This is a genomic window from Undibacterium parvum (genome assembly GCF_003955735.1).
In the GTDB taxonomy this organism is placed as follows: Bacteria; Pseudomonadota; Gammaproteobacteria; order Burkholderiales; family Burkholderiaceae_D; genus Undibacterium; species Undibacterium parvum.
Map to the genome: position 1 here is coordinate 1924766 of NZ_CP034464.1, position 25120 is coordinate 1949885.

Consider the following 25120-nt stretch of genomic DNA (forward strand, 5'->3'; position numbering starts at 1 on the left):
TGAAGAGAGAAACATACAATGAAAACCACCATGCAACAGCAAGATATAGCTTTAAAAGTAATGATTATCGACGATGATGAATTTCAAATCGAATTTGTCAGCGAACTATTGAGTGAGCTAGGCATAGATCAAATAATTTCAGCTAGCGGCGGACAAAGCGGCTTAAATATTTTTGATAAAACACAAAAAAAACCAGATTTATTGATTTGCGACATACAAATGCCAGACATCGATGGCTTTGAATTTATGCGTGCTCTGGGCGAGCGCAACTACCAGGGCGGGGTCATCTTAATGTCGGGCCAAGGCGCTAAAGTACTGTATACCGCCTCTCTGGTAGCACAACTATCACGTCAAAATTTTCTTGGGACGATAGAAAAACCTATGCAAAAAACTGATTTGGAAAAAGCCATTGCCCAATTATTAAATCCGTAATTTGACATTTAAAATACAAATGGGGGTCGCTATCGCAACCCCCATTTTTTTTACACATTAAGCTTGCTGCTTAAAATTTCATCCAGAGGCGTGCGAAGTAGGCCGTACCATTTAAACCGAATTGCACGCTATCGTATTTAAAGCCGTTGTCGGTTTCATTCGGATTTTGCTCACTAGGTTTGACGTTGAAAATATTATTCACGCCCAAAGTCAATTTAGTACGCTCGTTGAAAGCATAGGTCAAACTAGTATCTGCCGAAGTTTTTGGTGCGTAATAGGCGTTAGGAACACCAGCGGCGGTACCAGAAAATGTCCCCAAGGTTTGCTCGCCAAAATGGATAATTTTGAAATCACCGGCCCAAGCGCCTTGACTGTAATCAAACCCTAAAGTGGCCTTCAGACGTGGTCCACCTTGCTCAATAAACAGACGTTCGCGCTCAGACAATAAGACATCTTCAAAGCCACGCAGCGAAGGAGGTGCCTTTACATCGGTCACTTCTGTTTTACTGTAGTTCAGACCTAGGTAAGTGGAAAGTTTACCCGATCCTAAGTTCGCTTTATGCGATGCCGTTAGATCTAAGCCCTGGGTTTTGGTATTGATAGAGTTGACGAAGAACTGCGCCTGTCCAACGCCTAAGGCACCCAAAGTTGCTCCCAATGCGGGATAATTATTCGAATCAAAACGCCCCGATAACACGATACGATCTGAAATATCAATACGATAAACGTCAGCAGTAATCGCGAATGTATTGCTAGGTTTAAGCGTAATTCCGAAACTATAATTTTTAGATTTTTCTTCTTTCAATTTAGGAATGCCCGCAGCATTTGCGACCGTTCCGCCGTTCGGGGCTAACACTACATCGGTAGGAACTCCTCCAATAAAATCAGTAAATGTCGATGAAAAATACACTTGCTGCAAAGAGGGCGCGCGAAAACCTGTGCTTAAGGATCCACGCAACATCGTACTGTCAGTGAGCTGATAACTGCCAGCCAATTTACCTGTAAGGGTAGAACCAAAGTCGCTATAATGCTCCGCACGTATCGCAGTTTGCACCTTAAATTGCTTGCTTATATCCGTTTCTACATCAACATAGGCGGCGATACTGTTACGGCTTTGATTGGTTCTATCGGCTTGTTGAAACCCGGGAAATCCTTGACTACCTGCATTCCCCCCAAACCCTACACCATCAGCATCAATATACGAGCCAGGTTCGCCAGCAGAAATCTTATAATTTTCACGTCTATATTCACCACCAAAGGCAAAATTAACACCGTTCATAAAGCCGCTGTAAAAACGACTGAAATCAAGATTAGTCGTTGCCTGGGAAAAAGAAAATCCACCAGCATCAAAGGAGCTCGGGCTAATCCCCTTTCCGCCCGCCAATAAATCTTTGTTGGCAATTGAAGCATTGAGCGTATTGCTAATGTTATACATCAACTCATTGTAACCATAGGTCTGTGACAAATCAGCAGTCCACTCGCCCAGTTGCCAACGATAACCGGCAGTACCATACACATCATTGATCTCACCATTAATATAGGGTACGAAACCGTTTGGATACATCGCAGCAGAATTGCGACTAGGAATGTCGTCGGTTCCATTTCTACCCCATGCTGCAGAAGATGCCTTTCTATGTTGTGCACCCAGCGTGAAATAAAATTTATTCCCTTCTCCATTTGGTAGTTCACCATTCAAATAGACCGTACTTCCCTGTACTTTGGTGTCACCGATAGTCCGCAAATCGCCTGGTTCAGCTCGGTTAGAACGTCCTCTGTCGTTGTATTCTACGGTGATCCCAAGTACGCCCTGATTGCCTATCCCTACCCCACAATAGGCAGAAGGCAAATAACTCTTTCCGTCACCCACTGAATACTGGCTATAACCGAATACAGCCTCACAACCTAAACTCTTTTTTAAACCTATATCCATAACACCAGCAATCGCATCCGAGCCATACTGAGCCGCTGCACCATCTCGCAAAATCTGCACATTGCTAATCGCCATCATAGGAATGGCATTTAGATCGGTTCCTGTGTTACCTCGATTGCGAGCACCAAATAAATTGACCAGCGCTGTCGTATGTCTGCGCTTGCCATTGACCAGTACTAAAGTCTGATCTGAGCCTAGGCCACGTAAAGCCGCCGAATCAATCAAATCAGCACCATCTGCCCCAGTTTGCCGGGTGGAGTTAAAGGAGGGAGATAAATACTGCAAAGTTTGCGCCAGATCGAACTGTCCGCCTTGCTCCGCGACCTTAGATAAGGAAATAAAATCAACTGGCAATGGCGTATTGGTTGAAGAAGAATTTGCACGACGCGAACCCACTACGCTCACCGTAACTGTTGCGGTCGTCGACTCAGTCGCATTGTCGGTAACTGGAGTATTTTGAGCAAAGCTAATATAAGGTGTAAGCGCAGTCACTGTGCCCGCGCCATACAAGGCGAGCAGAACAGCTTTTCTTATTGCTATCATAGAAAAATCCTAAAGTTTGATTTAAATCTATGCCTTCCGAAATTCAAGACAGGCGCGTATCGTCAATGCATATTCCCAATAAACGCTAGTTCACAGACACGAGGCCAGCGTCAATACAGCAAATTAGGAGTCATACTTGAGCATGCTTTTGAGTATCCCTGTGCCCAGACTTTGAAGTCAAGGAGGCTGTCTCTTTTAAGAATAAGCCGAGGTGGCCAATAGCTAGAAATCCGTGCAGTACACCGATAAAAATTTAGTTAATTGAGAATTAACAGGTTTAAGCAAGCTATCTATCGAGCATGATCGAATTTTATTCGACCATAAAATTGTTACAAAATATTGCGATTCCTCATATTTCCACATAATTGTTAAGCAAATCAGCCGAGTACGGTCGCGTTCGAAGCAAACTTTTATAGGCTGCGAAGGTATTTCAAACCTGCGATTGCTCGACTGCCATACCACGAGAGCATCTCCCCATCCAGCAGGCGAACTGGTTTTGAGAGCTGCTGCTGCAAGTCAGCCACGTGCTTCTCAGAAAAGCGATATGGTTCACTAGAAAGCACAACACCATCGATTTGCGATAGTACGTCGGCGTTCCATTCAAATACCGGATATCGATTTTGCGAACTCGGCGAACGCCAGGTTTCCCAACCAATTAAACTGAGCATATTCGAAATATACGTGTCAGAGGCAATACTCATCCAGGGGTCTTTCCAGATGCAATACAGCAGCCTTTGCCTAGACTTAATCGGTCCAAGTTCAGCGTAAGCCAGCTCAAACTCAGTACACAATTTTTCAGCCTGCAACTGCACCTGAAAAATCCCTCCTAGCAGACGATAAAGTGCAAGATTATCTCTTACCGTAAGTGGATGAGTAACGATGACGCTAGGAATAAATGTGCTCAGCAAATCCACAACCGGTTTCTGGTTCTCGTCTATATTAACCAATAAATGAGTAGGTGCAAGTTGCCGAATTTTTTCAACATCAACATCTTTGGTGCCACCAACTTTAGGAATCTGTTTCACCAAATTTTTAGGGTGGATACAAAAACCAGTGCGCCCCACCATATATTGCGCAAGGCCGAGATCACACAGTAGTTCGGTAATGGAAGGAACCAGACTAAGGATACGAGGAGTGCCTGACTCCAAAGAAATTGCGTGGTGCCTTTGCCCGATTGCATCAATGAATTCCATCAGATTTTCGTTCTAGATTTTTGTGGTGCATTTAGGAAAATATAGTCATAGAGCCAATTTGGCAATATACGTAATAATTTGGCGATTCCTGCCATTTGCCAAGGGATCACTTTATATGATTTACCTGATGCTATCGCCTCGACCGCAGCCGTCGCAAATTTATCCACAGGCATCAAAAAAGGCATGGCGTAGGTATTTAGCTTGGTCATCGGGGTATCGATATATCCAGGCACGATAGTCACCACGCGTATTCCACTTGCGGCGAGCCCAACGCGCAAGGACTCGCAATAACTGATGACCGCGGCCTTCGATGCGCTATACGCTTCAGCCCCCGGCAATCCGCGGATACCGGCGACACTGGCAATTCCGACCAAGCGACATGATTGCGTCGTAGCATGCGGCTTCATATTTTCAATAAATGGAGCAAAACTCGCCACTGTTGCGACAAGATTGGTCTGTATAACACGCTCAAAAACCGCGAGATCTTCGGTATATTCAGTCAATGTCCCAACAGAAATACCCGCATTCGCAATCACAATATTAACTACGCCATGTAAGTCTATAAAATTTGCGGCGGCAGCAGACAAGGCAGCATGATCAGTCACGTCCAAGGCATACACGCTATGCAGCTCCGGATTGACTAGACTTGAGCGCAATTGCTCCAGCAGATCGCTGCGACGCGCAACTAAGCCAAGTTTAGCGCCCTGTTTTGCATACTGCGCAGCCAGTGCAGCCCCAATACCTGAGGACGCTCCGGTGATGAATACGGTCGTCATTTTTCACATTTCCATAAAATTGATGCAAATTTTTGTGACTCAATACTCTTAGCTATTTTTCGATACTGCAGCGGAACTCAAAGCATTTTATTAAATCGACTTATTCAAAAAAAATCCGCCTTAACCGGCGGATTTTCTATTTATATCAACAATATCTATTTTTTCTTGGCTACTGCTTTCGCAGGATCCGCGGCTTGCGCTGTTGAATTTTTCTCTTTTTGTACCTTTGCGAGCAACCAATCCAAGACTGGGAATACCGCTTGATTTTGCGCTTGCTCGGTAACTCTACCCATCGTCACTGCAGCCATTGCTGGGGCCGTAATGTAACGTCCGTCTATGGCAAGCATAGGGACTGAATCAACTTGGAAGGCAGTCATCAATTGCGCAGCACGGCTAAGCTTGCTTTGAATGGCGAAAGAATTGTACACATCTAGAAATTTTTGTTTATCTATGCCCGATTTAGCCACAAACTCCATGACGTCAGCATCCGTTTGCAAACGATTACGGTCTACGTGATAGGCATTGAATACTTTAATATGAAACTCATCAATTTTCCCCATAGCCTCTAGAGAATAGTAGAGTTTTTGTTGACTGGTCAGTCCGTGAAAATTGACGTGTACACGTTTAAAAACGATATTGTCGCCCTGTTTTTTTACCCATTCTGCGAGCAAAGGTTCAAGCGCGTTGCAATGTGGGCAAAAATATCCAAAAAATTCTATGACTTCAATTTTTTTCCCGCTATCAACTGACTGTGGGCGCTCTAGTAATTTATATTCTTTACCGTTTTCAGGATTGCCAACCGCCGCACTTGCACCTATTGCGATAAAACCTAAGCTCAGTAATATCAGCAAATGTCGAATTAAACGCATCATATTTCCTTGTAATTGATTAAGTCATTATTTAGCCGTACGAACCACGGCCACATCCACACTATTTTCAGACAATTTACTACGCATACGGTTCATTGTTTCTAGCTGAGCAAACGGTCCTATCCTGACACGATAGAGGGCTCCGTTGTCTGAGGCTTTTTCACTAATTTTTGCCTCAAATCCAAGTAAGGCCAATTTTGCCCTCGCGCTCTCCGCATCAGCCAACTCTCTAAATGCGCCAGCCTGTAAAAAATAGACATATTTGTCGTCAGCGACATCGGTTTTCGAGGCTGAATCAGGGGTTTTAGTTTCCGGCTTATCCTGAGCTTTCTCTATATTTTTTTCTGCGGGAGCAGGAGTCGGTTTAGTCTCGGCTTTTACTTCCGCCACTTTCGCCGCAGTTTCGGCAGGCTTACTAGTATCAATCGCTTTAGCAAGCTCTTTCGCTGCTTCTTTCACGGCGTCCTTGCTACCATACAAAGGCTTATTTGGGTCTTGCATTTGCGCCGCAGGTACATCGGCCTTATCTGCCTTAATATTCTTGTTCGTGAAAGGCATGGAGGTTTTTGTGATCAATAAAGCCACTGCCACCGCTATACCGAGACCGATAACTAATCCCAGGATCAAGCCCATGAGTGTACCGCCATCCTGGCGTGACAAATATTTTCGATGAAGTTTCATGCGTCTCCGTTTTAAAATTTCATTACATTTTATTTGGTGCAGATACACCGATCAATGCCAAACCATTTCGCAGCACCTGCCGCGTTGCCAACATCAGTGCAAGCCTTGCCATTTTGGTTGGAATATCATCCACTAAAACGCGTTCTGCATTGTAATAACTATGTAATTCACCGGCTAAATCGCGGAGATAAAAAGCGACCTGGTGTGGCCCCAGTTCCTCTAACGCCCTTTGCAGAGCTTCCGGATATTCTGCCAATTTTGCCAGCAACAAAGCTTCTCTCGGAGCGGTCAATGGTGAAAGATCTACCGACACCAAGTTGGCAAGTACTGCGTCATCATCGCTATATTGAGCCAAAACCGAACAAATCCTAGCATGCGCATACTGCACATAGTAAACCGGATTTTCATCTGAGCGCGCCAACGCGACGTCGACATCAAATACAAATTCGGTATCTGCCTTGCGCGAGATGAGGAAAAAACGTACTGCGTCTCGCCCTTTTTCGACATCTCCATTGCCAGACCAGTCAATTAAATCGCGTACCGTCACGTAGGAACCCGCACGCTTGGAAATTTTAACTTCGGCACCGTCCTTCATCACAGTGACCATCTTGTGCAACACGTAGTCAGGATAGCCTTGAGGAATTCCGGCATCGACAGCTTGTAACCCTGCCCGTACGCGGGCAATAGTGCCGTGATGATCACTCCCCTGAACATTGATCGCTTGCGTATAGCCACGTTGCCATTTGACGATGTGATACGCGACATCAGGTACAAAATAGGTGTAGCTACCATCGGATTTTTTCATCACGCGGTCTTTGTCATCACCGTATTCAGTTGTACGCAACCACAAAGCGCCATCTAGCTCATAGGTCTTACCAACAGCTTTCAGTGCATCGACCGCGGCTTCGACCTTGCCATCAAGATATAAGGAAGACTCCAAATAATAATTATCAAACTTGACGCCGAAAGCCATCAAATCAATATCTTGCTCACGCCGTAAATAGGTCACACTAAACTGGCGCAATGAATCTAAGTCTGCCACGTCGCCGCTAGCGATAACTGGCGCACCATCAATCGCAGAGACGGTCTTCTTAGCCAGAAAATCTTGGGCTATTTCAGCAATATAGTCACCGTTATAAGCAGACTCAGGCCAAGCTGCATCACCGGGCTTGAAGCCCTTAGCCCTCGCTTGTACCGACGTGGCAAGGTTACCAATCTGTACCCCAGCATCGTTGTAATAAAATTCACGTGTAACTTCGTAACTCTGCGCTTCCAACAAGGCTGCTAATGCATCACCCAGGGCCCCTTGGCGCCCGTGTCCCACATGCAGTGGACCAGTTGGATTAGCTGAAACAAATTCCACGATCACTTTTTTACCTAGTCCAATAATGCCGCGCCCAAACTGGTTTTTTTGCTGAAGAACTAGCTTAACAATAGATTGTTTTGCCGACGAATTGAGTCGAATATTTATAAAGCCAGGACCGGCAATTTCTACAGCCGAAATTAAAGCATTGTTCTGTGCCAACAGCGCACTGACTATCGCCTGCGCTAGTTCTCGTGGATTCTTTTTTAGTGGCTTTGCAATCTGCATCGCAATATTGCAGGCGATGTCACCATGCGAAGGATCGCGCGGGCGCTCTAGCAGAATATTTGGGGTAAGCTCACTTCCTTCCAACAATGGATGAACGGCTTGTTGCAGAAGTTCCAGTATTTCTTGTTTTTGTTGGGCTAGCATGGCAGGTCTATTTCATTTGCATAAAAGCAAATGTGAAGTGAAGGACAGCGCACATTATACTGTCTAGCATGCAGGCTTGTCCGTCAGCTTATCAGTCTCGATGAAAAATCCACAGACCAATTTCCACTTTAACTTCCCGCCAACATGGCGCGCTCTTTACTAAGGCCGAAAATCGCAGATGGCATGAGGCTATTCCTAAGCTGAGCGTGTAAAATGGATCGTTTCCCCCTCTTTGGATTTACCATGTGGTTTAAGAATTTACAGATTTTTCGTCTACCTGCCCCTTGGAAAGTAGACATCGAGCAATTAGCTACCCAGTTAGCATCACAAGCCTTTTCTCAGTGTCCGTCGAACGAGATGCAAAGCGAAGGTTGGGCGTCACCGAGAGACAATGGATCTCTGGTGCATAGCGTTAATCAACAAATACTTCTGTTACTGTCCACAGAAAAAAAATTGTTGCCGTCAACCGTGGTTAATCAAGTAGCGAAAGCCAGAGCCGCGGAGTTGGAAGAGCAACAAGGTTTCGCGCCGGGTCGTAAAGCGATGAAGGATTTAAAGGAAAGAGTGACCGAGGAGTTATTACCACGCGCCTTTGGAATAAAACGTAGCACCTGGGTTTGGATAGATCCGGTACATGGCTGGCTAGTAATTGACACATCCAGCCCAAGCAAAGCCGATGAGGTCATCAAGCTTATATTGAAATGCGATAAGATGCCGCTGGAAAGCTTACGCGTTAAATTGTCGCCGCAAACCGCAATGACAGATTGGTTGGTGGGCAACGAAGCGCCAAAGGGCTTCACTATCGATCAAGATACTGAGTTACGTGCCCATACTGAAGACAAGGCAACTGTACGTTACGTCAACCACTCCATAGATACAGATGATGTGCAGCGTCACATAGCAGCGGGTAAGCAGTGCACTAAATTAGCAGTAACCTGGAACGACCGAATCTCTTTTATCCTGACCGAAACACTTGCCCTTAAACGCATTAAACCGTTGGAGATACTAAACGAAGATAAGGAGAGCCGTACCACCAATGAAGATGAGCGCTTCGATGGAGATTTTGTGCTGATGGCTGCGGAGTTGGCGAGTATGTTGGATGATTTGGTATTCGCGCTGGGCGGGGAACTGGATAAAGCACAGGCAGCTTAGATTCGATGTGCGAGGATCAGTTAGATTGTTGATTTTTTCATCAACTACCGATTCCAGTAAATCGCGAACAAAAAAACGGGCAATTCGCTCGTTTTTTTACATCTAACGTCGCCCAAACTAGAAACGATGCATGGGGTTTCGATGGTTTAATCCATGGATGTAAGCATGGATGCAAAAACTTGGGATGTCAATGCACGCCTTGGCACGTCCTGAAACAAAAAAACCGCATCTCTCATAGTGAGGTATGCGGTTTTTGGGGCTTCATGGCACTGCATGAAACGTATTACTGGCGGAGCGGACGGGACTCGAACCCGCGACCCCCGGCGTGACAGGCCGGTATTCTAACCAGCTGAACTACCGCTCCGAAACTACTAAAGCTTGAACTACAATATTTATCTGATGGTGGGTGCTGAGAGGCTCGAACTCCCGACCTACGCCTTGTAAGGGCGCCGCTCTACCAACTGAGCTAAGCACCCAATATTATCGCTTAGTTCAGATAAACATTCATCGTTTGTCACCACGACTACAGAAGAAAGATTATAGGGCATGCGATCGATTCTGTCTAGAGTCTATGCAGAATTTCTTATTATTTAATGCATCGGTTGCACGTAAAACCCAAAACACGAAGAAAAGGTAATTGCAACTCAGTGCTATTTTAATGCTTTGCAGGCGCGTCCTTAAAGGCCCAAAATTTACTTCCTGCAAAGTTCCAGCACAGTCCTATGCCCGTAGTAATCAATTGCGACAGCCATGGGTTCCAATCCAAATGAAGGACGAACATGCTCATCAAACCCAAGCTCAGACACCAACCGATTCCAAGCACTGCAAAGTACTTGGAAGCAGCTTCCATATGTGACTTGCCACTATCAAACGTCAAGAAATAATTCAGAATGTAGTTCACGACCGAACCTAACAGGTAACCGATGGCCGATCCAAACACGGTAGCTGCGTTTCCGGACGCCGCAATTGCTATGGCAACACATGCATATTGAACCGCAGTCCCAGACAAGCCGACAGCGGCAAAACGTAGAAACTGATAAAAAAATAGTTTAGTCATAAATACCATTAAATAAAATTTTCAACGTCACTGAAAACTTTTTAGGTCTAAGCAAGCATAGAATCAGTTATTTTTGCACGAATTTCGCGCAAAGCAAAAACCCCTCAACAGGTAGCTGTTGAGGGGTTTTCTAATAAAAGCCTGACGATGACCTACTTTCACACTGGTTGCAGCACTATCATTGGCGCGGAGTCGTTTCACGGTCCTGTTCGGGATGGGAAGGGGTGGTACCGACTTGCTATGGTCATCAGGCATAACTTGTTGACTTTGTGTGGTTCACGTTGCTTTGTGAGTCGCACAAGGTCCAATTGGGAAGAAGGGTCGTAGGGCGGTTTGCACCACCAAGGCAAGCGAACATGGTTCACTTGTCCATCAATAATCATGTGTGCTGAGCGATTGACCATCGCTGCAGCGTGCCTGCATGTTGAGTGCAGGACTTAGGCGGTTGTGATTTGTACCAAACTTCGTCGATTCCTCGACGACATAAGGCAAACACACAAACAATACTTGTCGTAAATCTATAACACTAAAGTTATAGGGACAAGCCTTACGGGCAATTAGTACTGGTTAGCTTAATGCATTACTGCACTTCCACACCCAGCCTATCAACGTCCTGGTCTCGAACGACCCTTTAAAGAGATCTAGTCTCTGGGAAGTCTCATCTTAAGGCTAGTTTCCCGCTTAGATGCTTTCAGCGGTTATCTATTCCGAACATAGCTACTCGGCAATGCCACTGGCGTGACAACCGATACACCAGAGGTTCGTCCACTCCGGTCCTCTCGTACTAGGAGCAGCCCCCTTCAAACTTCCAACGCCCACGGCAGATAGGGACCAAACTGTCTCACGACGTTTTAAACCCAGCTCACGTACCACTTTAAATGGCGAACAGCCATACCCTTGGGACCGGCTACAGCCCCAGGATGTGATGAGCCGACATCGAGGTGCCAAACTCCCCCGTCGATATGAACTCTTGGGAGGAATCAGCCTGTTATCCCCAGAGTACCTTTTATCCGTTGAGCGATGGCCCTTCCATACAGAACCACCGGATCACTATGTCCTACTTTCGTACCTGCTCGACTTGTCAGTCTCGCAGTTAAGCACGCTTATGCCATTGCACTATCGTCACGATGTCCGACCGTAACTAGCGTACCTTCGAACTCCTCCGTTACACTTTGGGAGGAGACCGCCCCAGTCAAACTGCCTACCATGCACTGTCCCCGATCCGGATAACGGACCAAGGTTAGAACCTCAAACAAACCAGGGTGGTATTTCAAGGATGGCTCCACGCAGACTGGCGTCCACGCTTCAAAGCCTCCCACCTATCCTACACAGATTGGTTCAAAGTCCAATGCAAAGCTACAGTAAAGGTTCATGGGGTCTTTCCGTCTAGCCGCGGGTAGATTGCATCATCACAAACATTTCAACTTCGCTGAGTCTCGGGAGGAGACAGTGTGGCCATCATTACTCCATTCGTGCAGGTCGGAACTTACCCGACAAGGAATTTCGCTACCTTAGGACCGTTATAGTTACGGCCGCCGTTTACTGGGACTTCAATCAAGAGCTTGCACCCCATCATTTAATCTTCCAGCACCGGGCAGGAGTCACACCATATACGTCCACTTTCGTGTTTGCATAGTGCTGTGTTTTTATTAAACAGTTGCAGCCACCAGTTTATTGCAACCCTTTCATCCTTCCCCCGCAGGGGGGTCAAACTACAAGGGCGTACCTTATCCCGAAGTTACGGTACCAATTTGCCGAGTTCCTTCTCCCGAGTTCTCTCAAGCGCCTTAGAATACTCATCTCGCCCACCTGTGTCGGTTTGCGGTACGGTCTCGTATGACTGAAGCTTAGAGGCTTTTCTTGGAACCACTTCCGATTGCTTCGTGAACAAGTTCACTCGTCTCAACCCCTTGAATTACGCACCCGGATTTGCCTAAGTGCCTTCTACAAGTCAAGAACAGGCTCATCCAACCGCCTGACAACCTTCCGCGATCCGTCCCCCCATCGCATCATACGACGGTGCAGGAATATTAACCTGCTTCCCATCAGCTACGCATCTCTGCCTCGCCTTAGGGGCCGACTCACCCTGCTCCGATGAACGTTGAACAGGAAACCTTGGGCTTACGGCGTGGAGGCTTTTCACCCCCATTATCGCTACTCATGTCAGCATTCGCACTTCTGATACCTCCAGCATCCTTTACAAGACACCTTCGCAGGCTTACAGAACGCTCTCCTACCATATGTCCTAAAACATATCCGCAGCTTCGGTGTATCGCTTAGCCCCGTTACATCTTCCGCGCAGGACGACTCGATCAGTGAGCTATTACGCTTTCTTTAAAGGGTGGCTGCTTCTAAGCCAACCTCCTGACTGTTTTAGCCTTCCCACTTCGTTTTCCACTTAGCGATACTTTGGGACCTTAGCTGGCGGTCTGGGTTGTTTCCCTCTTGACGCCGGACGTTAGCACCCGACGTCTGTCTCCCAAGCTCGCACTCATCGGTATTCGGAGTTTGCAATGGGTTGGTAAGTCGCGATGACCCCCTAGCCATAACAGTGCTCTACCCCCGATGGTGATACTTGAGGCACTACCTAAATAGTTTTCGGAGAGAACCAGCTATTTCCAAGTTTGTTTAGCCTTTCACCCCTACCCACAGCTCATCCCCTAATTTTTCAACATTAGTGGGTTCGGACCTCCAGTACCTGTTACGGCACCTTCATCCTGGCCATGAGTAGATCACTTGGTTTCGGGTCTACACCCAGCGACTAATTTCGCCCTATTCGGACTCGATTTCTCTACGGCTTCCCTATGCGGTTAACCTTGCCACTGAATGTAAGTCGCTGACCCATTATACAAAAGGTACGCAGTCACGGAACAAGTCCGCTCCTACTGTTTGTATGCACACGGTTTCAGGATCTATTTCACTCCCCTTCCGGGGTTCTTTTCGCCTTTCCCTCACGGTACTGGTTCACTATCGGTCGATTACGAGTATTTAGCCTTGGAGGATGGTCCCCCCATGTTCAGACAGGATTTCACGTGTCCCGCCCTACTTGTCGCAAACTTAGTTCCACACCGATGATTTCATATAAGGGGCTATCACCCTCTATGGCTGGACTTTCCATTCCATTCTATTATCAAAGATGCTAAATCTTGCAGGCTGTTCCCATTTCGCTCGCCACTACTTTGGGAATCTCGGTTGATTTCTTTTCCTGCAGCTACTTAGATGTTTCAGTTCGCCGCGTTCGCCTTGCATACCTATGTATTGAGTATGCAATACCCCTAAGGGTGGGTTTCCCCATTCGGAAATCTGCGGATCAAAGTGTGTTTGCTCACTCCCCGCAGCTTATCGCAAGCTACTACGTCCTTCATCGCCTGTAATCGCCAAGGCATCCACCATGTGCACTTAGTCACTTGTCCCTATAACTTTAGATTCTGGCGTCTGATTGTTCACATCAAAGTAAAAATCTACTTTGATGTGGTGCTAGTTCAAAATCACTGGCAGAGCCAGATGATTTTTCCAGTAACACCTACGCTCAGGTTCATCACCAAAAAATCGCTATAGTTCTTATTACTATGAGTATTACTTTAGCGTTTGCCGTATCTCAAGATATTTGATTTTCTAAAACCCTGTATTGCTACAGTGCTTTTCAAACTCTTTTTAATACATTTTATGTTTGTTTGATACAATCACAACCCTTCCATGAATTATCGTTAATAACTGTCGTTATTAATTTCCTTCACAGAAATAATTTTGATTATTTCTACTTTACTTCTTCTCAATTGTTAAAGAACGGTCTTACTTGATACTTTGCTTTCGTTTCGAAAGAACAAATCTCAATAGCGCGCGCGCTACTCACATTTGTTTTTTCTTCCCACTCCATTTTACTGGTAGGGCTGGTTGGACTCGAACCAACGACCCCCGCGTTATCAACACGGTGCTCTAACCAGCTGAGCTACAGCCCCACTTATTTACGACTTCTTTACTACGTAAATGGTGGAGGTTAACGGGATCGAACCGTTCACCCCCTGCTTGCAAAGCAGGTGCTCTACCAGATGAGCTAAACCCCCAATTCGGGAACTCGGTACCGATGAATCGCTCCATCGCTACGTTCTTTATCATTAACAGTCAATAAGTGTGGACACTTAACTTGTAGCGCACTCTAGAAAGGAGGTGATCCAGCCGCACCTTCCGATACGGCTACCTTGTTACGACTTCACCCCAGTCACGAATCCCGCCGTGGTAAGCGCCCTCCTTACGGTTAAGCTACCTACTTCTGGCGAAACCCGCTCCCATGGTGTGACGGGCGGTGTGTACAAGACCCGGGAACGTATTCACCGCGACATGCTGATCCGCGATTACTAGCGATTCCAACTTCATGTAGTCGAGTTGCAGACTACAATCCGGACTACGATACACTTTCTGGGATTAGCTCCCCCTCGCGGGTTGGCGGCCCTCTGTATGTACCATTGTATGACGTGTGAAGCCCTACCCATAAGGGCCATGAGGACTTGACGTCATCCCCACCTTCCTCCGGTTTGTCACCGGCAGTCTCATTAGAGTGCTCAACTTAATGTAGCAACTAATGACAAGGGTTGCGCTCGTTGCGGGACTTAACCCAACATCTCACGACACGAGCTGACGACAGCCATGCAGCACCTGTGTTACAGTTCTCTTGCGAGCACCGCCAAATCTCTTCGGCATTCTGTACATGTCAAGGGTAGGTAAGGTTTTTCGCGTTGCATCGAATTAATCCACATCATCCACCGCTTGTGCGGGTCCCCGTCAATTCCTTTGAGTTTTAATCTTGCGACCGTACTCCCCAGGCGGTCTACTTCACGCGTTAGCTGCGTTACTAAGTCAATTAAGACCCAACAACTAGTAGACATCGTTTAGGGCGTGGACTACCAGGGTATCTAATCCTGTTTGCTCCCCACGCTTTCGTGCATGAGCGTCAGTGTTATCCCAGGGGGCTGCCTTCGCCATCGGTATTCCTCCACATATCTACGCATTTCACTGCTACACGTGGAATTCTACCCCCCTCTGACACACTCTAGCCATACAGTCTCAAATGCAGTTCCTAGGTTGAGCCCAGGGATTTCACATCTGACTTATATAACCGCCTGCGCACGCTTTACGCCCAGTAATTCCGATTAACGCTTGCACCCTACGTATTACCGCGGCTGCTGGCACGTAGTTAGCCGGTGCTTATTCTTCAGGTACCGTCATGAGCAGTCTGTATTAGAGACTACCTTTTCTTCCCTGACAAAAGAGCTTTACAACCCGAAGGCCTTCTTCACTCACGCGGCATTGCTGGATCAGGGTTGCCCCCATTGTCCAAAATTCCCCACTGCTGCCTCCCGTAGGAGTCTGGACCGTGTCTCAGTTCCAGTGTGGCTGGTCGTTCTCTCAAACCAGCTACTGATCGTCGCCTTGGTAGGCTTTTACCCTACCAACTAGCTAATCAGATATCGGCCACTCCATGAGCATGAGGTCTTGCGATCCCCCACTTTCATCCTCAGATCGTATGCGGTATTAGCGTAACTTTCGCTACGTTATCCCCCACTCTAGGGTATGTTCCGATATATTACTCACCCGTTCGCCACTCGTCGCCAGATTGCTCCGCGTTACCGTTCGACTTGCATGTGTAAGGCATGCCGCCAGCGTTCAATCTGAGCCAGGATCAAACTCTTCAGTTTAATCTCTGTTTTGTGTTCATTTCTGAACTCCGTTCTTGCGAACGGTGTCGCTCACTCAAATAACTGACAGGCTACTTTTGAACTTGCGTTCTCAAGCATCCTATTTATTACTTTTGCGAACATTTGATATTTTTTAAGTTGAACTAACTACCGAAGTAATTAGCCGCGCTCTTTATCAAGTGCCCACATTTATTGACTGTTAATTGTTAAAGATCTGTTGTCTGTTTTTTGCGCTTCACTATCGATTCTCACCGACTGCGTTGCGTTTCTGCCAGATTGCTACAAAGCGTTTTGTTTGTAAGCAGCAGAGAGATGAGATTATGCGGCATTTCCTTCTACTCGTCAACCCCTTGTTTTACGAGCGCTTGAATTTGATTCACATCGTCATTCAAACCTAGGACTGCTTCGTCTGCCTTACTTTCTTCATTTCGCCCCGCTCTTCAGCGGGAGGCGAACTATAGCAAAGCTTGCTCAGGATTGCCAAGCTTATTTGCGCAAGGAAAGTAATTTATATTAAACGAGGGCGCGAGATCGTTCACTCAGCTGAAGCGGGTTGATCTTTGGCTTTGGCTTGCTTAGAGATGCGGATGATGGTATTGCGGATAGAACTGAGCACGGCAACTGCATTGAAAGGTTTGACGATAAAGCCACTGACCCCATGTTGTTGCGCCATCTGTATTAGCTCGGCATCCATTTTTGAGGACACCAAAAATATCAAGGCCCTGGATAACTCCTTGCGTAGATTATCTAGTAGCGCCACGCCGTCGGCATTATTTTCACCGATATCAACACAGACGATTTGCGGCTGCAATTTCACCATGCGCGCCAAATTTGACAAGCTGGTATTACTATCACCGACAACTTCATGGCCGCCCGTAGTCAAGACAGAGCCCAAAAGATTACGTGCGACGGCTTGATTGTCGAGAATGACGACCTTTAGCATAGTAGAAGCCAGAGAGTAGATTGAAAAATCATCATAAATGAAAAGTAAGGATTTGTGCCAAAAGATTACAGTACGCCTAATACTAGGTAGGGGTATCAATAGCAATCTGACGATCGCCCTTTAAACACGTGCGCAATAGCATGCGATTACCAGATACTCCCTATATTTACCGTATTGATAGGAATATCCAAGTAAATACAATATTGAGCGCGCCCCATGAGAAGAGCCCCTTGCTAGCGAAATGCGTATAACGCCAAGTAGCTTAACCCCACCGCATTTGCAAAATGCGCTAAGCGAGAACGGATGCACGGGGCTGATTAAGTAGCATATCTGCAAGAAACTTATGTGTTTGTGCTAGTTAAACCTGTCCAAGAAAAGCCTTACACCCAGCAAATCCACAGAAATTGCTGCGTATCACCATATTAATTTGCTGAGTTTTGCCTATTTAGCGAAGATTTTTCGGTTGTACACACTTTGTAATAAATGAACACAATGCCATGTTAAGCTTGCCGCCGAATTGCCCACATATTGATATGCAAGAACCACACTAAAACGTCCATACCAGAGACGTGTTCCATCCTAAGGAGAAAAATGTGACTACCAGTAGCACTGTGAATGCAGCGATACCCATCAACGCTGCACATATAAAAGAACGTCAACCCGCTGCATTGCCCATGTTGTTTTTAACGGAAATGTGGGAACGCTTTAGTTACTATGGGATGCGTGCGCTCTTAGTAATTTATCTGGTCAATGCGCAAGGCTATGACCGTGCTAACGCGCTAGCCTTATACGCCACCTATACCGGACTGGTGTATTTGTCGCCTTTGATGGGCGGTTATTTAGCCGATCGTTACTTAGGAAAACGCAAGGCTATTCTGGTCGGTGGCTTCACTATGGCGCTCGGTCATTTTGCCATGGCCTTCCCTGCCTTCTTGCATCTGGCGTTGGGTCTGCTGATTATTGGTAATGGCTTTTTTAAACCAAATATCGGCTCCCTGCTTGGTTCACTGTACCGTGAAAACGATCCACGCCGCGATGGCGGCTTTACCTTCTTTTATATGGGCGTGAACACCGGCGCATTTTTAGCGCCCTTGATCGCTGGTACTTTAGGTGAAAAAGTCGGCTGGCACTATGGCTTTGCTGCAGCTGGCGTAGGTATGTGTTGTGGTCTATTGCAATTTGTCTTGGGCCAGAAAAAACTGGGCAACGCTGGTTTTATCGGTGACAAGACTAGCCTGGACAAAACGGACTGGCTGCATATTCTGCTCATTAGCGGCGGCATGATACCGCTGGTGTTGGCAGTACTGAGTCTCTGGTCTATGATAGGTCCGGTTTGGAGTGGTTTCATCTTCCCTGTGAAGATGGCGATCGTACTGGCTATCTTCGCTGTCTTGTGGTTCAGTAACAAACCAAAAGAGAATGTGGAAAAATTGACTACCGAGGAATGGCACCGCATCATCGCTATTTTCATCATGGGCTTTTTCGTGATTTTCTTTTGGATGGGCTTTGAACAAGCTGGTGGCACCTTGAGTTTGTTTGCCGATAAACAAACCGATCGTCATGTTGGCGGCTGGGAAATCCCGACCTCGTATTTTCAAGCCATTAATCCACTAGGCATCGTCTTGCTCGGCCCTATCATGGCTTTCATCTGGACACGCAATGCACAATCTCGCTTTTCCTTACCGACGCCAGTCAAAATGGCAATCGGCATGATCATTCTTGGTCTGGGTTTCGTGGTCATGGCGATGGCACAAGGCAAAGCTGATGTCTCTGGCACTGTCGGGCCGCAATGGCTGTTCTTTGTCTACTTGCTACATACTATCGGTGAGCTCTGCCTGTCACCAGTTGGTTTGTCTATGGTCACAAAGCTAGCCCCAGCTCGCGTCGGCGCCTTGATGTTAGGCGTTTGGTATTTGGCGAATGCAGCGGCAAATACTTTGGCAGGTTTCCTCGAAGAGATACTCAAAGGTTCGTCCTTCCCACTGTTCGGATTCCTGGTGGTCAGCTCTATCGGTGCCGGTATCGTGTTACTCATGATTACGCCACTGCTGAAAAAACTGATGCACGGCAAAGCCTAACGAATCGGCTAGCGCAAGCCTAGGCTTTGCGAAACAAAAAAACCCGCGATTTTCGCGGGTTTTTTTATACCGTCAACAATCGCGCTTAACGTTCTATCGCCAGCGCTACCCCCATGCCGCCGCCGATACACAGACTAGCCAGACCGCGCTTGGCATCGCGGCGTATCATTTCATGGATCAAACTGACCAAAATACGTGCACCTGATGCACCAATAGGATGACCAATAGCGATGGCACCGCCGTTGACATTGATCTTGCTGGTATCCCAGCCCATTTCACGGTTGACCCCTATCGCCTGGGCGGCAAACGCTTCGTTGATCTCCATCAGATCAAGATCCTGATGCGTCCAGCCCGCTTTTTTCAGGCACAACTGAGCGGCAGGTACCGGCCCCATACCCATAATCGTCGGATCAATACCGGCCGAAGAGTAAGCCTTGATACGTGCCAGCACCGGCAGACCGAGTTCTTCGGCTTTCTTGGCGGACATCATGATCACGGCAGCAGCACCGTCGTTCAGACCGGAAGCGTTGCCGGCGGTCACGGTACCGGCTTTATCGAAAGCTGGTCGCAAGCTCGATAATGATTCCAGAGTTGCGCCATGCTTGATAAATTCATCACTATCAAATACCGTCGTGCCTTTTTTACTGACGAGATCGAAAGGAATGATTTCATCCTTGAACTTGCCGGCTTTTTGCGCTGCTTCAGCCTTGTTTTGCGAGGCTAGCGCGAAAAGGTCCTGCTCTTCGCGGCTGATGCCAAATTTTTTAGCCACGTTTTCGGCAGTGATCCCCATGTGGTACTGGTTATACACATCCCACAAACCATCGACGATCATGGTATCGACCAGCTTAGCGTCGCCCATGCGGAAACCATCGCGTGAATTATTCAGCACATGGGGTGAAGCGCTCATATTTTCCTGGCCTCCGGCGATGATAATGTCGGCGTCGCCCGCTTTGATCGCTTGCGCCGCCAGATGTGTTGCCTTTAGACCGCTACCGCATACTTTATTCAGGGTAAACGCTGGCACAATATGCGGAAGACCCGCGCGCATCACCGCTTGGCGTGCAGGGTTTTGGCCTACGCCGGCAGTCAAAACTTGTCCCAGAATCACTTCATTAATCAAATCGCCACTTAAACCGGTCTTCGCCAACAGCGCTTTGATGACATGCGCACCGAGATCAGAGGCGGCTATTTTTGCCAAAGAACCACCAAATTTGCCGACTGCGGTACGGCCCGCAGCAACGATGACGACATCTTGCATGTGATACTCCTAAGAAAAAATGCCCGTAGCAGACGAGCCTAGTGGGGAAACTGCAAAAAACAGTTTACTGCAATCTACATGCCCTTTTCACATGAAAGTTTTGAAAAGCTGCTGAAGAGAATGCGGCATGAAGAATTTTGGACAAAAAAAAGCTCCCGCAAAAACGGGAGCTTTTTTAAAGCATTAAAACCAAAAATACGGTTTCAACTTATTTTTTCTTTGCTGTCACTTTGTCTGCTGCCTGAGTGAATTGCTGAGTTGCATTCGCCAGGTTTTCTTCCAAAGTTTGTACGGCTTGCTTAGTTGTCTTAGACAGTTGCTCGTAACCTGCGTTGATGTTACCAACCACTGTTTTCAATGCAGTAACAGCTTGCTCGGAACCAGCTGGCGCATTTTTTGTTACTTCGTCGATCAGGGAAGATACTTTAGCGTTAGTTTCAGCGATATGCGCTTCAACTGCTTTAGTGAATTCTTGCTGAGTTGCAGTAGTGATGCTAGCTAAGTGGCGACCGTATGCCAATGCTTTTTCAGCAGTTGGTTTAGCTTGTGCAGTAGTCAAAGAGATGAATTCTTGTGCGTCTTTTACGCCAGCTAATTGTTTAGCAGCGGCTGAGCTTTCTTCGAAAGAAGCTTTAGCGGCATTCACGTTCAGGGAAACGAATTGTTCCAAACCTTCGAATGCTTTTTTGTTCAATGAAGTCAAAGCAGCGAATTGTGTTTCCAAACTAGCTTTAGTAGCGGCAATAAATTGTTCTGGTGTTGTGTACATGGTCTTCTCCGGTGTAGTAAAAAATAAACATAAATGGCAGTGATGTTCAAAAATTTACTTGAATAACGCACTGCAACAAATTCTATTCTACGCCTTAATTTAATCGAGTCAAGCACTTTTTGTGCGCTGCACCAAATATATTTATTGCATCTTATCTTAAAACAATAATGTAAATTATTTAAGTATTTATGCTTTTCTCCAGACTTAGCAATGCCACTTTATTGGGCAAACCACCAGCATATCCTGTGAGTGCACCTGAACTGGCAATCACTCTATGGCAGGGCACAATAATCGAAATTGGATTCCGCCCATTCGCAGCGCCCACTGCACGCACAGCAGCTGGCTTGCCGATCTGAGCTGCGATATCGGCATAACTTGCCGTGCTGCCGTAAGTAAGTTTACGCAAAGCTTGCCATACCGCTTGTTGAAATTGCGTGCCCTGCGACAAATCCAGCGGCAAATCAAACTCTTGTCTTTGCCCTTTGAAGTAGCTGCCTAACTGTGCAGCAGTTTGTTGCAACACAGCATGCTCATCATTACGTCGCCAACCGGCCATACCCTTGAAATGACGGTGCTCTGCAAAATACACACCTGCCAAGCCACGCTCGCTCGCCGCGAGTAACAGAGGGCCGAGCGGACTTTGATAATAGAGATACTCAAGCATGTTTATTCCTCAGACAAAGATTGCCACAACAATAAAGCGGCATACGAACGCCAAGGCGACCAAGCCTGTGCGCGTGCCAACAACTGTTTCTCAGTCAACCTGGTTTCCGGCGCGATCGCAGCCGCTTTTTGCAAACCCAGATCGCCGCCGGGAAAAGCGTCCGGGTAACGCAAAGCTCGCAAAGCGATGTATTGCGCGGTCCACTCACCGATGCCAACGACAGTTTTAAGATGCACGACCATCTGTTCCTGACTCGATTGCAGCGGTGCTTGCAAGCCACCTTCCAGGGTGAAACGCGCAAGGTTTTGTATCGTCGCGGCGCGTGTCTTTGGCACACCTATACTGGCGATCTCTTCAAGCGGCAATTGTGCCAGTAAGGCAGGACTAGGAAAATGATGGCTGACACTGGCAAATGGCGTTTCAATTTTTTCACCAAATCTTTGCACCAGTCGTCCTGACACGGTGGTGGCACCCGCCACGCTGACCTGTTGCCCCAGTACTGCACGTATCGCCAGCTCAAAACTATCGAAAGCGCCAGGCACGCGCAAGCCGGGATTGCGCGCCATCTGCGCCGCCATCAACGCATCGCTCTCTAAATGCGATTGAATCACACTGGGATTGGCTTCCAGATCAAACTGCGTGCGCACTTTCGCCAACAAGGGCATCAACACCGATGACAGACCAGGAGCAACCTGCAAGGCCAATTGTCCGCTTTCAGGCAAATGGCTGACCTGGATCCAGCCGCTCTTGCCGTTCATTTGCACGCTACGTACATACGCCCCACTCTCCAAAACCGCCTCCAGCCCCGGCATGGCGCGCCCTTTTAAATAAGCCAGCAAGGCATCCCAGGCATATGGCGGACGATATGCCAGACGCAGTACCAGGCCTTCACTCTCGTCCCTGCTGGCGCGCCGGATTGAACTCGGTGTCATTTGATAGCGTTGTTCAAACAAGGCATTAAAGCGTCTGAGACTGCCAAAGCCAGCGGCGTAAGCCAGTTCCGCCATTGGCAAGCGGGTTTCCTGCAGCAGCTTCTTGGCAAATAGCAGGCGCTGGGTTTGCGCTAACTCAACTGGCGTGACGCCAAACTCCTGCAGTAAGACCCGCCGTAACTGGCGTGAGGATAAACCGACCTGTTCCGACAATTGTTCTATGCTGCCCTCGTTTAAGGCACCGGCAACAATTTTTTGCCAGACCCCGAAGGCCAGATTTTGTTGTAAAGCATACGGTGCCAGTTCAGGACGACAACGCAGACAAGGCCGAAAACCAGCGGCCTCAGCCGCCGCCGCCGAACTATAAAAGACACAGGACGAAGCACGCGGTTTCTTGGCACTACAAACTGGCCGGCAATAAATCCCGGTGGTGGTAACGCCAGTAAAAAATACACCATCGAAACGGCTGTCCTTAGACAGCACCGCACGGTAATAGGCTTGATCCCGCTGACTAAAATTCGGCGCAGAATTGGACGCAGACTCGCAAGGCATGCTGGTGAATGGGGCGTCCGGCAAGTCGGACTGGGAGTGTAGTGGTGTGCGTATACTAGCCATATCGAATGCGGGTATTGCCTGTTTTTCTGTAAGATATTGATCGTTATACGGCAATCCACCATCGATATCTAGCCATTTTCGGACAGTAAATCAGCATTCAAGATGCACATTGCCCGGCCTCCAATCTGAGCTTACGCGTAGCAACCATCGCCGTGCCCCGCTTTGGCGCAACTGTCTGAAAATAAAATTAGGCATGCCCAAGGCGCATATTCCATGCGGGTTTCCAGCCAGCCTTGCCTGCAAGGCGCATGGAATATGCGCCTTGGGCTACCTAGTTATTTTTCCATTTCAGCGTGCCGCTATCCTGTAGCCGCCTGCCTGGTTTCCTCCAGCTCTGGCAGGTCGGGTTGACCAGTCCACATGCAGTTTTAAATTGCGCTACACTGATTTGCTCAAGCGTGAAGCTTGATGCTAGCTACGTTTACCTCAACTAACACACAGTCCCATGCGCACAGCCTCTACTCCTGATTTAAAAACCGTACTGATCGCCACTGGCTTTATTCTGACTCTGGCGATGGGGGTGCGGCATGGTTTTGGTTTCTGGATGCAACCGATCTCGCAGGCACATGGCTGGACCCGCGAAACCTACTCGCTGGCACTGGCAGTACAAAATTTGATGTGGGGCGTGTTCGGCCCGTTTGCCGGTATGGCGGTGGATAAATTCGGCACCACCCGTGTCATCATCATCGGTGCGGTTTTGTATGCCGCCGGTTTGCTATGGATGTCGCTCATCGACCAGCCCACTCTGTTCATTGCCGGTTCCGGTATTTTGATCGGGGCGGCGCTGGCCTGTACTGCGTTTGGCGCGGTCAGCGGCATCATAGGGCGCACCGCACCGGAAGCGAAACGCTCCTGGGCCTTTGGCATGTCGTCTGCTGCCAGCTCTTTTGGGCAATTTGTGATGATGCCGGTCGAGCAGCAATTGATTAACCATAGCGGCTGGCAAAATGCGTTCTACTTGCTAGCGGCGCTGCTACTGGTGGTGATGATACCGATGGCATTACGTCTGCGTGAACCCGCCATCATCCATCACGACGGGCCACAGCAAAGCATCATGGAAGCGATCCGCGAAGCCTTCGCGCATGGCCCTTTCCGCCTGCTGTTAGCAGGGTATTTTGTATGCGGATTCCAGGTCGTATTTATCGCGGTGCACATGCCCGCTTATCTGAAGGATAAAGGAATTATGGATCCCAACGTGGCGGTCTACGCACTGGCGCTGATAGGCCTGTTCAATATCTTCGGCTCGTATTACGCAGGCAAGCTAGGCGGCATCTTCCCTAAACACTACTTGCTCTCGTCCATCTACATCAGCCGCACCGTGGTTATAGGCTTGTTCCTACTGGCGCCCTTGTCGCCCTATTCTGTGTATATTTTTGCCGCTGCAATGGGCTTATTGTGGCTCTCGACCGTGCCGCTCACCAATGGCGTGATTGCCGGTATTTTTGGGATGAAATATCTGTCTATGTTGTCGGGCTTTGTATTCTTCTCGCACCAGCTAGGCAGCTTCCTCGGGGTTTGGCTGGGCGGCTATATTTATACCAAGACCGGTAATTACAATATGGTTTGGATGATCACGCTGGCATTGGGCCTCTTTGCCACTTTGATTAATTTACCTATCAATGAAAAGCCGATACAGCGCGCCAGCGCACTAGCCGCATGAAGAGCCATCCCTTACTCGCCAAGTTGTTGCTGAGCGCCTTGCTGGCAGCCATACTGACGCTGGCGTTTCTGGCTTATCTGCAACCAGCATTTGTACTCGATCTGGCCAATCGTTTTATTTTGTGCTGAAAATCGATG

The 25120-nt window shown here is 47.7% G+C and carries 17 protein-coding genes, 4 tRNA genes and 3 rRNA genes; 5 read left to right on the top strand and 19 right to left on the bottom strand.

Translation table 11 applies throughout. The features are described 5' to 3' along the window. The first annotated feature begins 18 nt into the window (after positions 1–18). Positions 19–432, top strand: a complete 414-nt coding sequence (locus EJN92_RS08360; protein ID WP_126127401.1) for a response regulator — start codon at positions 19–21, stop codon at positions 430–432. Between the two features lie 70 nt (positions 433–502). Here EJN92_RS08360 and EJN92_RS08365 read toward each other — a convergent pair whose 3' ends face one another. The 6 genes from EJN92_RS08365 to argS form a co-directional block, all read right to left on the bottom strand. Then, entirely contained in the window at positions 503–2905 is a 2403-nt protein-coding gene (locus EJN92_RS08365; RefSeq protein WP_126127402.1) for a TonB-dependent receptor plug domain-containing protein, read from the bottom strand. Between the two features lie 410 nt (positions 2906–3315). After that, entirely contained in the window at positions 3316–4098 is a 783-nt protein-coding gene (locus EJN92_RS08370; RefSeq protein ID WP_126127403.1) for a helical backbone metal receptor, read from the bottom strand. Continuing rightward, on the bottom strand, positions 4098–4874 hold the full coding sequence (locus tag EJN92_RS08375) for an SDR family oxidoreductase (protein ID WP_126127404.1): 777 nt from the start codon (positions 4872–4874) through the stop codon (positions 4098–4100). Before EJN92_RS08375 ends, EJN92_RS08370 begins: the two co-directional genes overlap by 1 nt. Positions 4875–5029: 155 nt before the next feature. Beyond that, complete coding sequence (locus tag EJN92_RS08380) at positions 5030–5743, bottom strand: thiol:disulfide interchange protein DsbA/DsbL (RefSeq protein ID WP_126127405.1); 714 nt, start codon at positions 5741–5743, stop codon at positions 5030–5032. 27 nt (positions 5744–5770) lie between these two features. After that, positions 5771–6424 carry an SPOR domain-containing protein gene (locus EJN92_RS08385; protein ID WP_126127406.1) on the bottom strand — a complete coding sequence of 218 codons (654 nt, stop codon included), beginning with the start codon at positions 6422–6424 and terminating at the stop codon, positions 5771–5773. A 22-nt stretch (positions 6425–6446) separates the two neighbouring features. Next, positions 6447–8159 (bottom strand): arginine--tRNA ligase, encoded by a 1713-nt coding sequence (gene argS / locus EJN92_RS08390; RefSeq protein WP_126127407.1) that lies wholly within the window; start codon positions 8157–8159, stop codon positions 6447–6449. A gap of 243 nt (positions 8160–8402) precedes the next feature. Between argS and EJN92_RS08395 the strand changes: the two genes are divergently transcribed. Beyond that, positions 8403–9311, top strand: coding sequence for a recombination-associated protein RdgC (locus EJN92_RS08395; protein ID WP_126129841.1), 909 nt, complete (start codon positions 8403–8405; stop codon positions 9309–9311). A 287-nt stretch (positions 9312–9598) separates the two neighbouring features. Here EJN92_RS08395 and EJN92_RS08400 read toward each other — a convergent pair. The 9 genes from EJN92_RS08400 to EJN92_RS08440 form a co-directional block, all read right to left on the bottom strand. Continuing rightward, positions 9599–9675, bottom strand: a tRNA-Asp gene (locus tag EJN92_RS08400). 36 nt (positions 9676–9711) lie between these two features. Beyond that, positions 9712–9787 (bottom strand) — tRNA-Val (locus EJN92_RS08405). 179 nt (positions 9788–9966) lie between these two features. Then, positions 9967–10368, bottom strand: a complete 402-nt coding sequence (locus EJN92_RS08410) for a GtrA family protein (RefSeq protein WP_126127408.1) — start codon at positions 10366–10368, stop codon at positions 9967–9969. A gap of 139 nt (positions 10369–10507) precedes the next feature. Then, a 5S ribosomal RNA gene (gene rrf, locus EJN92_RS08415) occupies positions 10508–10620 on the bottom strand. A 284-nt stretch (positions 10621–10904) separates the two neighbouring features. Continuing rightward, a 23S ribosomal RNA gene (locus EJN92_RS08420) occupies positions 10905–13781 on the bottom strand. Positions 13782–14250: 469 nt separating this feature from the next. Then, positions 14251–14327, bottom strand: a tRNA-Ile gene (locus EJN92_RS08425). Between the two features lie 29 nt (positions 14328–14356). After that, positions 14357–14432, bottom strand: a tRNA-Ala gene (locus tag EJN92_RS08430). Positions 14433–14528: 96 nt separating this feature from the next. After that, positions 14529–16061: ribosomal RNA gene (locus EJN92_RS08435) — 16S ribosomal RNA — on the bottom strand. Together the 16S, 23S and 5S rRNA genes with 2 tRNA genes alongside form the textbook arrangement of a ribosomal RNA operon. Before the next feature lie 535 nt (positions 16062–16596). Next, positions 16597–17004: an ANTAR domain-containing response regulator gene (locus tag EJN92_RS08440; protein ID WP_126127409.1), complete on the bottom strand. Its 408-nt coding sequence runs from the start codon at positions 17002–17004 to the stop codon at positions 16597–16599. Between the two features lie 593 nt (positions 17005–17597). On the opposite strand from EJN92_RS08440, the gene EJN92_RS08445 reads away from it, so the two are divergent. Beyond that, positions 17598–19082, top strand: coding sequence for a peptide MFS transporter (locus EJN92_RS08445; RefSeq protein ID WP_227869764.1), 1485 nt, complete (start codon positions 17598–17600; stop codon positions 19080–19082). A gap of 85 nt (positions 19083–19167) precedes the next feature. Here the strand turns inward: EJN92_RS08445 and EJN92_RS08450 are convergent, their stop codons facing one another. The 4 genes from EJN92_RS08450 to EJN92_RS08465 all read right to left on the bottom strand — a co-directional run bounded on the left by EJN92_RS08450 (position 19168) and on the right by EJN92_RS08465 (position 23323). Continuing rightward, positions 19168–20343: an acetyl-CoA C-acetyltransferase gene (locus EJN92_RS08450; protein ID WP_126127410.1), complete on the bottom strand. Its 1176-nt coding sequence runs from the start codon at positions 20341–20343 to the stop codon at positions 19168–19170. Between the two features lie 208 nt (positions 20344–20551). Then, entirely contained in the window at positions 20552–21112 is a 561-nt protein-coding gene (locus EJN92_RS08455) for a phasin family protein (protein WP_126127411.1), read from the bottom strand. A gap of 178 nt (positions 21113–21290) precedes the next feature. Further along, positions 21291–21776: a methylated-DNA--[protein]-cysteine S-methyltransferase gene (locus tag EJN92_RS08460; RefSeq protein WP_126127412.1), complete on the bottom strand. Its 486-nt coding sequence runs from the start codon at positions 21774–21776 to the stop codon at positions 21291–21293. Between the two features lie 2 nt (positions 21777–21778). Beyond that, positions 21779–23323, bottom strand: a complete 1545-nt coding sequence (locus EJN92_RS08465) for a DNA-3-methyladenine glycosylase 2 (RefSeq protein WP_227869765.1) — start codon at positions 23321–23323, stop codon at positions 21779–21781. 445 nt (positions 23324–23768) lie between these two features. Between EJN92_RS08465 and EJN92_RS08470 the strand changes: the two genes are divergently transcribed. Both EJN92_RS08470 and EJN92_RS21995 read left to right on the top strand, forming a co-directional pair. Beyond that, a complete protein-coding gene (locus tag EJN92_RS08470; protein ID WP_126127413.1) occupies positions 23769–24983 on the top strand; it encodes an MFS transporter in 1215 nt (404 codons plus the stop codon). Then, positions 24980–25111, top strand: coding sequence for a hypothetical protein (locus EJN92_RS21995; protein WP_265415601.1), 132 nt, complete (start codon positions 24980–24982; stop codon positions 25109–25111). The genes EJN92_RS08470 and EJN92_RS21995 overlap by 4 nt, the downstream gene beginning before the upstream one ends. The last annotated feature ends 9 nt before the right edge of the window (positions 25112–25120 follow it).

Coding starts and splice junctions, on each gene's coding strand:
- EJN92_RS08465 (WP_227869765.1), bottom strand. CDS start 23,323: ATGGCTAGTATACGCACACCACTACACTCCCAGTCCGACTTGCCGGAC.
- EJN92_RS08375 (WP_126127404.1), bottom strand. CDS start 4,874: ATGACGACCGTATTCATCACCGGAGCGTCCTCAGGTATTGGGGCTGCA.
- EJN92_RS21995 (WP_265415601.1), top strand. CDS start 24,980: ATGAAGAGCCATCCCTTACTCGCCAAGTTGTTGCTGAGCGCCTTGCTG.
- EJN92_RS08455 (WP_126127411.1), bottom strand. CDS start 21,112: ATGTACACAACACCAGAACAATTTATTGCCGCTACTAAAGCTAGTTTG.
- EJN92_RS08460 (WP_126127412.1), bottom strand. CDS start 21,776: ATGCTTGAGTATCTCTATTATCAAAGTCCGCTCGGCCCTCTGTTACTC.
- EJN92_RS08380 (WP_126127405.1), bottom strand. CDS start 5,743: ATGCGTTTAATTCGACATTTGCTGATATTACTGAGCTTAGGTTTTATC.
- EJN92_RS08410 (WP_126127408.1), bottom strand. CDS start 10,368: ATGACTAAACTATTTTTTTATCAGTTTCTACGTTTTGCCGCTGTCGGC.
- argS (WP_126127407.1), bottom strand. CDS start 8,159: ATGCTAGCCCAACAAAAACAAGAAATACTGGAACTTCTGCAACAAGCC.
- EJN92_RS08370 (WP_126127403.1), bottom strand. CDS start 4,098: ATGGAATTCATTGATGCAATCGGGCAAAGGCACCACGCAATTTCTTTG.
- EJN92_RS08395 (WP_126129841.1), top strand. CDS start 8,403: ATGTGGTTTAAGAATTTACAGATTTTTCGTCTACCTGCCCCTTGGAAA.
- EJN92_RS08470 (WP_126127413.1), top strand. CDS start 23,769: ATGCGCACAGCCTCTACTCCTGATTTAAAAACCGTACTGATCGCCACT.
- EJN92_RS08450 (WP_126127410.1), bottom strand. CDS start 20,343: ATGCAAGATGTCGTCATCGTTGCTGCGGGCCGTACCGCAGTCGGCAAA.
- EJN92_RS08360 (WP_126127401.1), top strand. CDS start 19: ATGAAAACCACCATGCAACAGCAAGATATAGCTTTAAAAGTAATGATT.
- EJN92_RS08385 (WP_126127406.1), bottom strand. CDS start 6,424: ATGAAACTTCATCGAAAATATTTGTCACGCCAGGATGGCGGTACACTC.
- EJN92_RS08365 (WP_126127402.1), bottom strand. CDS start 2,905: ATGATAGCAATAAGAAAAGCTGTTCTGCTCGCCTTGTATGGCGCGGGC.
- EJN92_RS08440 (WP_126127409.1), bottom strand. CDS start 17,004: ATGCTAAAGGTCGTCATTCTCGACAATCAAGCCGTCGCACGTAATCTT.